This window comes from Schaedlerella arabinosiphila (assembly GCF_003885045.1).
GTDB lineage: Bacteria > Bacillota > Clostridia > Lachnospirales > Lachnospiraceae > Schaedlerella > Schaedlerella arabinosiphila.
In genome coordinates this window covers 2399128-2412973 of the sequence record NZ_RHJS01000002.1, presented here as the reverse complement: position 1 = coordinate 2412973, position 13846 = coordinate 2399128, and the positions used below count along the sequence as shown (strand labels likewise).

The following is a 13846-nucleotide window of genomic DNA, read 5'->3' as shown; positions in this document are numbered from 1 at the left end:
CACTGATGCCTGCATGGATATTCGGCGGCTGCCGCAAGGGTCAAAGACCCGCTATAACAATTGAATCCCCTGCTCCCTGGCCGTACTCAATACATTTTCGGGCCAGATCGACGCCTGCACTTCCCCGATATGGGCTTTGCGCAGATAGTACATACAGATTCTGGACTGGCCGATGCCGCCGCCGATGGTATAGGGCAGTTCCCGGTTCAGCAGCGCCTTCTGGAAGGGCAGGCCGGCCCGTTCTTCACATCCGGCCAGCTTTAACTGTCTGGACAGAGACTCCTCGTCCACCCGGATTCCCATGGAGGAGATCTCCAGCCCCATATTCAGCACAGGATACCAGACCAGGATATCTCCATTCAGCTCCCAGTCGTCATAGTCCGGCGCACGGCCGTCATGCTTCTGGCCGGAGGAGAGTACCTTCCCGATCTGGGAAACAAAGACCGCTTTTTTCACCTTTGTGATCCGGTTCTCACGCTCCTTCGGGGTACAATCCGGATACATATCCTCCAGCTCCTGGGAGGTGATAAAGAAGATATCCTCCGGAAGCAGGGGCTGAATGTAATTGTACCGTCTGGAGATAAAATCTTCAGTCTCCTTGAGCGCGCTGAATACCTTGCGCACCGTATATTCCAACGTCTCCATATTCCGCTCTTCTCTGGAAATGACCTTCTCCCAGTCCCATTGATCTACATATAAAGAATGGATATTGTCCGTGTCTTCATCCCGCCGGATGGCGCTCATGTCAGTATAGAGCCCCTCGCCGGAATGAAAACCATAGTGCTTTAAGGCATGGCGCTTCCACTTGGCAAGAGAATGTACGATCTCCGCCTCCGCCTCGTCCTGTTCCCTGATGCCGAAAGAGACCGGGCGCTCCACCCCGTTCAGGTTATCGTTGAGACCGGATTCCGGCCGGACAAACAGGGGCGCCGAGACACGGGTCAGGTGAAGTGACTTTGCCAGGGCGCGTTCAAAATGATCCTTGACTTCCTTGATGGCTACCTCGGTCTCCCGGATTGTCAGCGGAGAACGGTACCCGTCAGGAATGATTAAATGCTCCATATGTATAAACTCCTTTGCTAATATGTTATCTCTGCCTTGAACGGCTGAAAAAGTCCGCAGCAAAGTATACGCAATATTCTAATGAATGTTGCCGAAAATGTCAACGTCCTCAGAATTTTTTCTTGTATAATACAGCAAAAATTGGTAGAATAACCATAGAAGAACTTCAACGGTAAAGTACTGGCGAGAAAATATAATAAGGGACAAGGAGTAAGAGAAATGGACGTGAACAATCTGATGAGCAGTATGCAGGAAATGGACTATGAAGCGATACTCAAGAATCTGGACGGGATGGGCGGTCCGGTGAAGAATACACTGATGATTGCAACGGTGGTCTCCATTGTGATCGGGCTGTTATGGTGCTTTCTGGGACTCAAGCTTATCCGGGTGTGGGCGGCCCTTCTGGGACTGGGGCTTGGCTTTGGAATCGGAGTGGGAGCAGGCGCCGCTTTCAGCCTCAAGCCGAACCTGATCCTGATCTGCGGCGGGGCAGCGGGAATCCTGCTGGCGATTCTGGGGGCTGTATTTTACCATGTAGGGGTATTTCTGATTGCCTGGATCGCGGGAAGCTCCTTCGCGTTCATCTTCCTGCAGCCAAAGGACTGGAAGCTAGGCCTGGCATGCCTGGGCATTGGCCTGGTTGTGGCACTGTTTACGATCCGCTTTGCGGAACTGATCATTATCATCATCACAGGGATCAACGGCGGCATGAGCGCCGGCACAGGGATCTACTCATTCCTGCCGTTTGACAAAGAGATCATTCGGATCGTGGTGATTGCCGTGCTGGTTGTGGCGGGGATCGGCGTGCAGCTTTTGATGGAATCCGGAAAGCGGAAAAAACGGACTCTGGAGAATGCGAAAAAGATCCGGGAACAGCATTCTACTGCAAATGAAGTGGAAAAGGCCCGCGCCATGATCGATGATCTGGATAAAAAGCCGGCTGCGGCAAAAAAGGGGGCGGCAGGAAAGAACCAGAAAAAGAAAAAAACCGTGACAAAGAAGAATAAGAAATAAGATACACCGTAAGATAAGAAGGGGCACACTATACCAGCAATGTTAAGGAGATGATATATGAATGAAGATTGATATGCATTGCCATGTAAAAGAAGGCTCTCTGGACAGTAAGGTCAGTGTGGAGGAGTACATCATGCTCCTCAAGGCAAAAGGGTTTCAGGGAATGGTGATCACGGACCACAATACCTACAAAGGGTACCGCTACTGGAAAAACCATATCAAGGGAAAGCGGCATACGGATTTTGTCGTATTGAAGGGGATCGAGTACGACACCAGGGATGCGGGACATATACTGGTCATCATGCCGGAAGGGGTGAAGATGCGGCTGCTGGAGCTACGCGGGATGCGGGTATCCGTCCTGATTGATTTTGTGCACCGCAACGGCGGCGTGCTTGGGCCGGCCCATCCATGCGGGGAGAAGTACCTGAGCTTTGCCAATACAAAGCGTTACCGCAGATCGCCGGAATTGATGAAGCGGTTTGATTTTGTGGAGTCGTTCAACTGCTGTGAGTCGGAAGAATCCAACGAGAACGCCATGAAGCTGGCCAAAAAGTACGGCAAGGTCAGGGTGGGCGGAAGCGACGCCCACAAGCCGGACTGCGTGGGCAGGGCCTATACAATCCTTCCGGAGCCGGTGACCTGCGAGACGGAGCTGATCTCCATGATCCATAAGAAAACGGCCTTTGAGACCGGGGGAAACCATTACAACAAGACAACCAAGGAAAAGATGGGCAAGGTGAAGCTGATCCTGACCTACTCCTTCTGGTTTTACAACAAAGGCGGAGAGCTCCTGCGCCGTCACGGGCGCAACGCGAAGATGGAGCAGGAAAACCCCATCGATCCCATCGACCCCATCGAACTGTATTATATCGGAAAGCAGGGGTAAGGAACTGTATGGAAATTTTCCGGCAGTTTCTAAACGCAGAAAAGATTTTTTATGAAAGAGAGGAATGAAAGCAGACTATGAGCGTACAGGAAACATTGCTAAAGCATCTTGGAAAGGGAATTGCGGAGTCGTCAAATGAAGAGCTCTACGGCGCGCTTCTTCAGATGGTACAGGAGCTGGCCGTGGAGAAGGAAGCGCCTCAGGAAAAGAAAAAGATCTATTACATTTCCGCAGAGTTTTTGATCGGAAAGCTTTTATCCAACAACATGATCAATCTGGGAATCTACGAGGAGGTGCGGGAGATCCTGGCGTCCCACGGAAAGGACATCTGTGAGATCGAGGAGCTGGAGCCCGAGCCGTCCCTTGGAAACGGCGGACTGGGCCGTCTGGCGGCCTGCTTCTTGGATTCCATCGCCACACTGGGGATGTGCGGAGACGGGATCGGACTGAACTACCATTTCGGACTGTTTAAGCAGGAATTTGAAAACGGACTGCAAAAAGAGACTCCGAATCCCTGGATCGAGGAAAAGAGCTGGCTGATAAAGACCGATGTTTCATATCCGGTTTCTTTCCGAGGGCTGACGTTAAAGTCCAGAATGTACGATATCGAAGTGACAGGCTATGAAAACAGAACCAATAAGCTGCACCTTTTCGACGTGGACAGCGTGGATGAGACCATCGTCCAGGACGGGATCAGCTTTGACAAAGAAGACATTGCAAAGAACCTGACGCTGTTCCTTTACCCGGACGACAGCGACGACAACGGGCGTCTGCTTAGGATCTATCAGCAGTATTTTATGGTCAGCAACGGGGCGCAGCTTATTCTGGACGAATGCGTGGAGCGGGGCAGCAACCTCTATGACCTGCCGGACTACGCGGTGATCCAGATCAATGATACCCATCCCACCATGGTGATTCCGGAGCTGATCCGGCTTCTGAACGCACGGGGGCTGGACATGGACGAAGCCATCGATGTGGTTTCCAGGACCTGCGCCTACACAAACCACACGATTCTGGCGGAAGCGCTGGAAAAATGGCCCATGGCCTACCTGAAAAAGGTGGTTCCCCAGCTTGTGCCCATCATTGAGATCCTGGACGACAAGGTGAGAAGAAAATATACGGTGATCAGCAAGCATTCCGTCAGCAGGAAGTTTTCAGAGGAGTACTCGGAAAAAGTGAATGAATATTCGGATGAGAGCGTTGCCATCATCGACCATGGGGACGTGGTGCATATGGCCCATATCGACATCCATTACGGATTCAGTGTAAACGGCGTGGCTGCCCTGCATACCGAGATCCTGAAGGAAAATGAGCTGCACAGCTTCTACAGGATTTATCCGGAGAAGTTCAACAATAAGACAAACGGCATCACCTTCCGCCGCTGGCTTCTGTACTGCAATCCTCTGCTGACCAGGCTTTTGGATGAGCAGATCGGGACCGGATACAAGAAGGACGCCAAAGAACTGGAAAAGCTTTTGGAATTTGAGAATGACCAGAAGCTTCTGGCAAGCCTTCTGGAGATCAAGAATGAAAATAAAAAGGTACTCTGCGACTATCTGAAAGTGTCCCAGGGAATTGAGGTGGACCCCAATTCCATTTTCGATATCCAGATCAAGCGGCTTCACGAGTATAAGCGGCAGCAGATGAACGCCCTCTACGTGATCCACAAATATCTGGAGATCAAGGCAGGCAAAAAGCCCAACACCCCGATTACGGTGATCTTCGGGGCAAAGGCGGCTCCGGCCTATGTGATCGCGAAGGATATCATCCACCTGATCCTCTGTCTCCAGGAGATTGTGAACCAGGACCCGGATGTGAGCCCGTACATGAAAGTCGTGATGGTGGAAAATTACAATGTGTCAAAAGCGGAAAAGCTGATCCCCGCATGCGACATTTCCGAGCAGATTTCCCTGGCCTCCAAGGAAGCCAGCGGAACCGGCAATATGAAGTTCATGCTCAACGGCGCGGTGACTCTGGGAACCGAGGACGGGGCAAACGTGGAGATCCACGAGCTGGTGGGAGACGACAATATCTTTGTGTTCGGCGCAGAGAGCGACGAGGTCATCAAGCATTATGACCATGCGGATTATGTATCCAGAAGCTATTACGAGAAAGACCCGGATATCAAAGCGGCCATCGACTTTATCACCTGTGAGAAGATGCTGGAGATCGGGCAGGAGGAGAACCTGAGAAGGCTGCAGAACGAACTCCTGAATAAAGACTGGTTCATGACCCTTCTGGACTTCAAGGCATACACGAAGAAGAAGGAAGAGGCGCTGAGAGCCTATGAGGACCGGACGGCATGGGCGAAGAAGATGCTGGTCAATATCGCCAGGGCGGGATATTTTTCATCGGACAGAACCATCGAAGAGTACAACCGGGATATCTGGAGATTAAAGACAGATGCCCATGAAACATGCCAAACCTCCCCCGAGGGAGACCTTTGTGCGGCAGCTTTGGATGGAAGCGCGTCCGGGGAAGCCGCAGAGGGCAGCGTTTCCGGAGACGGCAGGGCGGCAGACTGTGAGAGTGCACAATGCGGCGCTTTGTCAGAGGAAAATACGGATACGGAACAGACAGAGAAATAGGAGGAAAACCTGTATGAGAGAAAGTGGAATCTTGCTTCCGATTTTTGCATTGCCTTCCAAATATGGGATCGGCTGTTTTTCCAAGGAAGCCTATGAATTTGTAGACCAACTGAAGGAGGCCGGGCAGAGCAAGTGGCAGATCCTGCCGTTGGGACCTACCGGCTACGGAGATTCTCCTTACCAGTCTTTTTCGACATTTGCAGGGAATCCATATTTTATCGATCTGAAAACACTGAGAAAAGAAGGGCTTCTGACCAAAGCGGAGTGCAAGTCCCAGAATTTTGGAGACCAGAAGGACCGAATTGACTATGAGGCGCTGTATTTCGGACGGTTCAAGGTGCTGCGCAAAGCGTTCCACCGGTTTAAGAAGAACGACGAATACAGAGAATTTTTAGAAACAAATAAGGACTGGCTGACGGAATACTGCCTGTATATGGCGATCAAGGACTGGCAGGGCGGAAAGAGCTGGATCGAATGGCCCAAAGAATACCGCGACCGTGACCCGAAGGCGCTGGAGAAGGCAAAGGAAGAGCTGAAGGAAGAGATCGATTTTTACCGCTTCCAGCAGTTTGAGTTTGACCGCCAGTGGAAGAAGCTGCATGCGTATGCAAACCGGCAGGGGGTGCAGATCATCGGGGACATTCCCATCTATGTGGCGTTTGACAGCGCCGATACCTGGGCCAATCCGGAGCTGTTCCAGTTCGACGGGGAAAACCTGCCCATCGCGGTTGCCGGCTGTCCGCCGGATGCATTTTCCGCAACAGGGCAGTTGTGGGGCAATCCTCTGTATGACTGGGATTACCATAAGAAAACAGACTATGAGTGGTGGGCGAAGCGGATCGCATACAGCTTCAAGCTCTATGACAAGGTTCGGATCGACCATTTCCGGGGATTTGACGAATATTATACCATCCCCTACGGGGACGAGACGGCGGTGAACGGCTGCTGGAAGCCGGGACCGGGTATCGAGCTGTTCCAGGCCATTGAGAAGAAGCTTGGAAAGCTGGACATCATTGCCGAGGATCTGGGATATCTGACGGATACGGTGCTTAAGCTTTTAAAGGACACCGGTTTTCCGGGAATGAAGGTGATCCAGTTTGCGTTTGACTCCCGGGAGGCGGCGAATTATCTGCCCCATACATATATCCCGAACTGTGTGGTTTATACAGGAACCCATGACAACGACACGACGCGGGGCTGGTATCACAACGTGGACAAGGCGTGCAGAGATTTTGCGAAGGAATATCTGCGCAAGCCGGCGCTGGATGAAGACACCCTGTCCTGGGATTTCATTGCCATGGCAATGGGAAGCGTTGCGGATCTGTGCATCATTCCGATCCAGGATTTCCTCTGCCTGGACGAGAAGGCAAGGATCAACATACCGTCCACACTGGGCAACAACTGGGTGTGGAGACTGAAAAAAGGCCAGATCACGGAAGCTCTGACAAAGGAAATCTACCGGATGACGAAGATGTACGGGCGTACGGCAGAGGAAAGCTGACGATTCTTTTCGCATTGCCCGGAAAAATTATATCAGGAAAAGTTACCAATTTTTTGTTGCGGTTCACAGCCAGATAAAAGCTGTGAACCGTAACATTTTTTTCATATTTTTTCATTTCGGAAATATATTTTATATAGGAAAGAGATCTGCAGGATCGGAAAATCTCAGCGGAGGAGGGATGAAGATGCGGCTCAAGGAGGGGAGGGACCACCATGTCTACGAGGTGGAGGACATGCATCTGGAGCCGGGGCTGGAGCGCCGGATGGGGGCTTTGGGGCTTACAAAGGGGACAAGGGTCGAGATTCTGAACAATCAGAAAGAGGGGGCCGTGATCGTCAAATTCCGGGGAACCCGGTTTGCACTTGGCAGGAAGATCGCCGACCGGATTCTGATCAGGGAGGCGGTGCAATAGCGTGATGGGAGGAGTCGGAGCGATGGAAGGAGCCGGTGCGATGGGAGGAATCAGCTTGACGGGACAGAAAGTGATCCGGGCAGGGCTGATCGGAAATCCGAACTGCGGGAAGACAACCCTGTTTAACGCCTGTACCGGGGCCAACTTAAAAGTGGCCAACTGGCCCGGCGTGACGGTGGAAAAGAAAGAAGGGCAGGCGGCCTGGCAGGGGCGGGAGTTTCGGCTGACAGACCTTCCGGGCGTTTACAGCCTGGCTTCCTATACCATGGAGGAACAGGTGTCAAAAGAATTTATCCAAAGCGGCGCGGTGGATGTGGTGGTGGACGTGGCGGATGCGTCCTCCCTGGAGAGGAACCTGTATCTGACGCTGCAGCTTCTGGAATTGGGAAAGCCGGTGGTGCTGGCGCTGAATATGATGGATCTGGTAAGAGAGCGTGGGCTGGAGATCGACCTGCTGCTTCTGTCAAGGCTGCTTGGGATTCCCTGCGTCGCCATATCCGCAAGGGAGCGAACAGGGCTGGACATGCTGTTCTATGCCATGTCCTGTTATCAGGAATATGAGACGCCTTCCCCGCCTGTAAGAAAGAACCACGCCCCACAGAGAGCGGAAAACGCATCGGCGGAGGGGAACTACCCTGTGATTGAGGATATCATGCTGCAGGTTGTGAAGGGAAGAGAAAAAGATATGGCAGCAGCGCCGAAAACGGGGCTGGAAGCAGAGCACGGACAGCCGGACCGGACGGATCGGATGGACAGATATCTGACCGGAAAATGGCTGGGGCTTCCGATTTTTCTGGGGATCATGGCAATGGTATTTTTCCTCACCTTTGCGGTGGGCGGATGGCTGAAAGGATATTTTGAGACGGCGTTGGAGCTGGTTTCGAGGGAGACCGGGTTTCTATTGGAGACATGGAAGGTCAGTCCCATGCTGCAGTCGCTGATCGTGGACGGGATCATTTCCGGTGTGGGAGGGATTCTGACCTTTCTTCCCAACATTTTTATCCTCTTCCTTGCCCTTGGGTATCTTGAAGACAGCGGATATATGGCGAGAGCCGCGTTTGTCATGGACGACCTGATGAGCCGGGTGGGACTCTCCGGAAAGGCGTTTCTTCCGCTGCTTTTGGGATTCGGCTGCTCGGTTCCTGCCATTATGGCCTCGCGGACGCTGGAGAATCGGAGGGACAGGCTGAAGACCATATTGATCACGCCCTTTATGTCCTGCAGCGCTAGGCTTCCGGTGTATGTATTGTTTTCCTCCATGTTTTTCGGAAAATACGCCATGGCGGCGTGTTATTCCATGTATCTGACCGGGATCTTGACGGCAGGCGTCACGGCCTGGGTTCTTTTTAAACTGGATTCCAGCGGGACGGACCATATGCTGCTGATCGAACTGCCGGACTATAAGGCGCCGGATGCCAGGTCCATTATGCTGTATGTCTGGGAGAAGGTGAAGGACTATCTATCAAAGGCGGGAACCGTGATCTTCCTTGCATCCATTGTGATGTGGCTGATCCTGAATTTCGGAGCAGAGGGCTATGTGACGGATATGAGCCGGAGCTTCGGGGCTGCAATCGGCAGACAGGCGGCGCCGGTATTTGAGCCGGTGGGACTGGGGTACTGGCAGATCATCGTAGCACTGATCTCGGGAATCGCGGCGAAGGAAGTGGTGGTATCGAGCTGCGGCGTGCTCTTTGGGATTCAGAATATCACCGCGGCCGGCGGGATGGCGGACTTTGCGCGTGCGCTTGGGGAGATGGGGTTCGGCATACCCAATGCCTGCGCCCTGATGACCTTCTGCCTCCTGTATGTGCCCTGCACGGCAGCCATCGCGGCCATCAGAAGGGAGACGGAGAGTAAAAAGCTGACGGCGGCGTTTGTGCTGTTCCAGACAGCCGCCGCGTGGATTGTGAGCTTCATTGCCTATCATGGGGCCCGGGCATGGATGATCTGACAAGTACAAAGCGTGTGGGTGCTGCAAATGACCTGACCATGGAATATAAGGGCTCAGGCATAGTGGGTGCCGGTCAGGCAGAGTCCCCGCGCGGGGGCAGGCGCTCCGGCCGGCTCCTGGCCGGATAAAATGGCGGGGATACATTCGGCCTTTTTTAGGCCAAGCCCGATCTCCAGCAGGGTGCCCGCGATCAGCCGGGGCATCTGGCGGAGGAAGGAGGAGGCTTCCAGGACGATGCAGAATTCCCCCTCCCCTGGAGAGATGATCTCTGCGCGCCGGATTTCCCGTTCACTGCGTTTCTTCGTTTTTCCGAAAGAGAAGCAGCGGAAATCATGGGTTCCGAGGAGACTGGAAGCCGCCTTTTGCATGGCGGGGATGTCCAGAGTCCGGGGGAGATGGTACATATATTTTCTGCGGAATACGTCCGGTACGGTTCCGGTACAGACCCGGTATATGTAGGTCTGAGAAAGGCAGTTCAGGGAAGCGTGGAAACGCTCTGGAGCCTCCTCTGCCTGGAGGACGGCGATATCCTGGGGAAGGTATTGATTCAGCATACGCCCGATCTCCTGCGGGGAGAGAGGGGAGGACGTCAAAAAGCCTGCGGTCTGGCAGGAGGCATGGACGCCCGGCTCCGTGCGCGCGGCGCAGAAAAGCTCAATCTCTTCTCCGGTCATCCGGCAGAGGGTGCTTTTGATCCTGCCGGAAATGGTATCGGAAGGCGTTTTAATTCCTGGATACTGCCAGCCCTGATAGCGGGTCCCGTCGTATTCCAGGGTCAGTCGGATGTTCTTCATGGTATCGGTCCTCCTTTTATTCCAAGCGGTTTTGGCCGGTGCGCCTGAGGGCAGAAACGCGTTTTGTCCGCGGCACATCGGCTGCATTCCATTATATACCGTCGGGCTTGGAAAAACCAGGCTTCATTTCGTATTCTTTTGGATCAGGGAGGTGACCATCTGGATTGTCCGGTCGATCTGGGCCTGTTCTTCTTTTGATTTTCCTTCTTTGAGGATACCCAGGATCAGGCTGATCTCCTCCTGGGAAAACTGGATCTTCTGCCGGTTGGCGCTGGTGATCAGAGCCAGCATGACGGGGGCAAGCTCCTTCCCGGATTTTCCGGAAACCTGGGCGGCCGCCTTCTGGATCAAGTCCAGCTTGACCGGGTCAATATCATGTAACAGGGGGTTGTTCATCCATTCATTCATAGTTTGTATCCATCCTTTCTATATCTTGCATCTGCAGATCATCCTGCATCCATTCTTCTGGCTGCTCCCGGGCCGTTTCTTCAAATGTATCCGCAGCATATTCTTCGAACCGGGAGAAGGAAGAGGAGTCCTGTTCCTTCGCTTCTGCTGCAGCCGGTTCCTCAGGCTGGGAGAACATGGTCTGGTACATTTGGAACATTTCCTGCTGCTCCGGGGAGAGCATTCCCATCATAAGCTGCATGGGATCGAATCCGCCGCCGAACATGCCAAAGGACGGTTCCCCTTCCCGGCATCCGGCGCCGTTTCCGGAGGAAGCTTCGCTGTCCGGGCTGCCGGATGGGTCGAAATCCGTTTCCATGCCGCCGGAAAATTCCTGCATCATTTGTACCATATCCATTATATTCATCATATTGCGGAAGGTTCCCAGCATTTCCGCCTGCTCAGGCGGGAGATAGGGGGCGATTTCTTCCAGCATATCCAGGGGGGAAGAAAAACCGGCGGAAGCTTCCTGGCTGTGCAGGGCATTTTTTTGCTGCTGAAAATATTGAAACGTATGCTGCAGCTCCATGATTTTGACCAGAATCCCCAATGTCTGCTGTGAGGCGGCAGGAGTGTACGGAATAAGCAGTTTCAGGATATGAAGTTCTCTCGGGACGGTCCATTCGTCGAACGGCGTCATGGGTGTGGACGTTTTTTTTTCCATAAGCGCTCCTGAACAGGGATGTATCACGGGAATTTCTTTACGAATATGTATATGAAGGAAAATGTGGAATTATGTTACGGTTCGGCCATTGTTCACAGGACTGTGTGCCGCGGCGGTGTTCCTTTTTATGCATGGAGATCATACAATAATAGGGAATGAACGCCAGGAGGAGAATCCATGAGGCCGAAACTGATCATTGACGGAAACGCGGTCTACGAGATTGACGAAGGCTGCATGCGCAGAAAACGGATGGGCCAGGGCATGGAGGACTGTCTTTCCAAGAAGGACAGCCAGGAAAGGCGGGAGCATACCCGGGAGAAAACAAAAAACAGGACATGAAGGGCAGGCGCCCGCATAAAAAACGGAAACAGAGCGGGAGCAGGGCGCCGAGGCGGCAAAAAAAATCTTCTGTCAGTATAAAAAAATTCCCCGGTACGAAGGAGGGTACCGGGGAGGGAAATATTTTACGATACGGAAAAGCTGCATCCGGCAGCCGTTCCGCAAGAGGATACCGTGTTAGATTAGCATCCGCATCCGCAGCCGTCATTCATTCTGCCGCAGCCATTGCCGCATCCGCCGCAGAAGATGAGAAGCAGGATGATCCACAGGCAGCTGTCATTGCCGCATCCGCAGCCGTCGCTCATTCTGCCGCAGCCGTTGCCGCATCCGCCGCAGAAGATCAGCAGCAGGATGATCCACAGACAGGAATTGTTTCCGCCGCCTCCGAAAAGACCGCCGCCACAGGAATTTTCACATCCGCATCCACAGTTTGTTGCGCTTAAATCACTCATTTTGAAATCCTCCAAATTGATTGTTTACAGTTCATAATATGTGGATTCGGGAAATGTGTGAATGAATTTTAAAATTTTTTTCAAAAAATAGAGTTCTTTCACCTTACTTTACTCCAACAGAGCAGTTTTTTCTTGACGAATTGCCGAAAATTATATACAATAGCAAACGGTGACAAGTTGGTGAGTCAGGAACTGTCACGAAATAGTATTGAGAAGCAGGAGGCAGCTCCTGGCGATTGTAAAAACAGATACCAATAGTATTTCATGACAGCTCCTTAAGTTTGGAGGTTGAGATTATGCCGTCATACAGAGAGTTGAACGCGGAAGAACTGGAAGCATTGAAAAGAGAACTGGAACAGGAGTTTGAAGCTGTGAAGGCCAAAGACCTGAATCTGGATATGTCCAGGGGAAAACCGTCTATTGCACAGCTCAATCTGTCTATGGAAATGATGGACGTACTGCACAGAGAATCGGACATGATCTGTGACGCAGGTATTGACTGCAGGAACTATGGAGTATTGGACGGGATTCAGGAAGCCAAGCAGCTTCTGGCAGACATGATGGAGGTTCCGAAGGATAACATCATTATTTTCGGAAATTCCAGCCTGAATGTGATGTACGATATGATTTCCCACGCCATGACCCACGGCGTGATGGGCAGCACACCCTGGGCGAAGCTGGATCGGGTGAAGTTTTTATGTCCGGTTCCGGGATATGACCGACATTTTACCATCACCGAGCATTTTGGAATCGAGATGGTGCCCGTTCCCATGACGTCCACCGGGCCGGACATGGATATTGTGGAAAAGCTGATTGCAGAGGATGACACTATCAAGGGTATCTGGTGCGTCCCCAAGTATTCCAACCCCCAGGGAATCACCTATTCGGACGAGACGGTCCACCGTTTTGCATGCCTGAAACCGGCGGCAAAGGATTTCCGTATCTATTGGGATAACGCATACGGCATCCATCACCTGTATGACGATAAGCAGGATTACCTGATTGAGATTTTCATGGAATGTAAAAAAGAAGGCAATCCGGATCTGGTGTACAAGTTTGCGTCCACATCCAAGATCAGCTTTCCGGGCTCCGGAATCGCGGCATTTGCGGCATCGGATGCAAACCTGGTGGAGATCCGCAAGCAGATGCGGGTACAGACCATCGGACACGATAAGGTGAACCAGCTCCGCCATGCCAGATTTTTCGGAGATATATCCGGGATGGTGCAGCATATGAGGAAGCACGCGGAGATCCTGCGGCCCAAGTTCGATACGGTACTGAATACCCTGGAAAAAGAGCTGGGCGGGCTGGAGATCGGCTCCTGGATCGCGCCCCGGGGCGGTTACTTCATTTCCTTTGATGCCATGGATGGCTGTGCAAAGGCCATCGTCGCAAAGGCAAAGGAAGCGGGACTGGTGATGACGGACGCGGGGGCGACCTATCCCTACGGAAAGGACCCGAGAGACAGCAACATCCGGATCGCGCCTTCGTACCCGACTCTGGAGGAGCTGAGGGTGGCGACAGAGATTTTTGTGCTGAGCGTAAAGCTGGTCAGCATTGACAAGCTGCTGGGAAATCTATAGAATGTAAGGAACTGTTTTCATACTGCTTCATAAAAAGCTGCGGTACAGATTTTGGGGTCTGTACCGCAGCTTTTTTCGGTGCGCCCGGCGAGGGGCTGGATATGATGGCAAATGTTACTTTATTGGCCGGACGCCGTGCAGCAAGTGCACGAC

General features: G+C 52.5%; 13 protein-coding genes. 8 read left to right on the top strand and 5 right to left on the bottom strand.

The annotated features are described in order from the left end of the window. Nucleotides 1–51: 51 nt before the first annotated feature. Nucleotides 52–1062: an aspartate--ammonia ligase gene (gene asnA, locus EBB54_RS11780; protein ID WP_125127565.1), complete on the bottom strand. Its 1011-nt coding sequence runs from the start codon at nucleotides 1060–1062 to the stop codon at nucleotides 52–54. A 219-nt stretch (nucleotides 1063–1281) separates the two neighbouring features. On the opposite strand from asnA, the gene EBB54_RS11775 reads away from it, so the two are divergent. The 6 genes from EBB54_RS11775 to feoB all read left to right on the top strand — a co-directional run bounded on the left by EBB54_RS11775 (nucleotide 1282) and on the right by feoB (nucleotide 9414). Continuing rightward, nucleotides 1282–2076: a hypothetical protein gene (locus tag EBB54_RS11775; protein WP_125127564.1), complete on the top strand. Its 795-nt coding sequence runs from the start codon at nucleotides 1282–1284 to the stop codon at nucleotides 2074–2076. A 61-nt stretch (nucleotides 2077–2137) separates the two neighbouring features. Next, on the top strand, nucleotides 2138–2962 hold the full coding sequence (locus EBB54_RS11770; RefSeq protein ID WP_125127563.1) for a PHP domain-containing protein: 825 nt from the start codon (nucleotides 2138–2140) through the stop codon (nucleotides 2960–2962). Nucleotides 2963–3039: 77 nt separating this feature from the next. Beyond that, complete coding sequence (locus EBB54_RS11765; RefSeq protein ID WP_125127562.1) at nucleotides 3040–5550, top strand: glycogen/starch/alpha-glucan phosphorylase; 2511 nt, start codon at nucleotides 3040–3042, stop codon at nucleotides 5548–5550. A gap of 13 nt (nucleotides 5551–5563) precedes the next feature. After that, the gene (gene malQ, locus EBB54_RS11760; protein ID WP_125127561.1) at nucleotides 5564–7051 is read left to right on the top strand and encodes a 4-alpha-glucanotransferase; all 1488 of its coding nucleotides are present in this window, start codon (nucleotides 5564–5566) and stop codon (nucleotides 7049–7051) included. A gap of 184 nt (nucleotides 7052–7235) precedes the next feature. Beyond that, entirely contained in the window at nucleotides 7236–7463 is a 228-nt protein-coding gene (locus EBB54_RS11755; protein WP_004080930.1) for a FeoA family protein, read from the top strand. A gap of 22 nt (nucleotides 7464–7485) precedes the next feature. Continuing rightward, the gene (gene feoB / locus EBB54_RS11750) at nucleotides 7486–9414 is read left to right on the top strand and encodes a ferrous iron transport protein B (protein WP_125130740.1); all 1929 of its coding nucleotides are present in this window, start codon (nucleotides 7486–7488) and stop codon (nucleotides 9412–9414) included. A gap of 53 nt (nucleotides 9415–9467) precedes the next feature. Here the strand turns inward: feoB and EBB54_RS11745 are convergent, their stop codons facing one another. The 3 genes from EBB54_RS11745 to EBB54_RS11735 all read right to left on the bottom strand — a co-directional run bounded on the left by EBB54_RS11745 (nucleotide 9468) and on the right by EBB54_RS11735 (nucleotide 11319). Beyond that, nucleotides 9468–10208 (bottom strand): tRNA pseudouridine synthase A, encoded by a 741-nt coding sequence (locus EBB54_RS11745; RefSeq protein ID WP_125127560.1) that lies wholly within the window; start codon nucleotides 10206–10208, stop codon nucleotides 9468–9470. A gap of 123 nt (nucleotides 10209–10331) precedes the next feature. Next, a complete protein-coding gene (locus EBB54_RS11740; RefSeq protein ID WP_004080926.1) occupies nucleotides 10332–10616 on the bottom strand; it encodes a hypothetical protein in 285 nt (94 codons plus the stop codon). Then, a complete protein-coding gene (locus EBB54_RS11735) occupies nucleotides 10609–11319 on the bottom strand; it encodes a hypothetical protein (RefSeq protein WP_125127559.1) in 711 nt (236 codons plus the stop codon). The genes EBB54_RS11740 and EBB54_RS11735 overlap by 8 nt, the downstream gene beginning before the upstream one ends. Nucleotides 11320–11496: 177 nt before the next feature. Between EBB54_RS11735 and EBB54_RS30540 the strand changes: the two genes are divergently transcribed. Further along, on the top strand, nucleotides 11497–11658 hold the full coding sequence (locus EBB54_RS30540) for a hypothetical protein (protein ID WP_004080922.1): 162 nt from the start codon (nucleotides 11497–11499) through the stop codon (nucleotides 11656–11658). A gap of 182 nt (nucleotides 11659–11840) precedes the next feature. Here EBB54_RS30540 and EBB54_RS11730 read toward each other — a convergent pair whose 3' ends face one another. Then, nucleotides 11841–12110: a hypothetical protein gene (locus EBB54_RS11730; RefSeq protein ID WP_016294480.1), complete on the bottom strand. Its 270-nt coding sequence runs from the start codon at nucleotides 12108–12110 to the stop codon at nucleotides 11841–11843. Nucleotides 12111–12406: 296 nt separating this feature from the next. On the opposite strand from EBB54_RS11730, the gene EBB54_RS11725 reads away from it, so the two are divergent. Continuing rightward, a complete protein-coding gene (locus tag EBB54_RS11725) occupies nucleotides 12407–13693 on the top strand; it encodes an aminotransferase class I/II-fold pyridoxal phosphate-dependent enzyme (RefSeq protein ID WP_125127558.1) in 1287 nt (428 codons plus the stop codon). The last annotated feature ends 153 nt before the right edge of the window (nucleotides 13694–13846 follow it).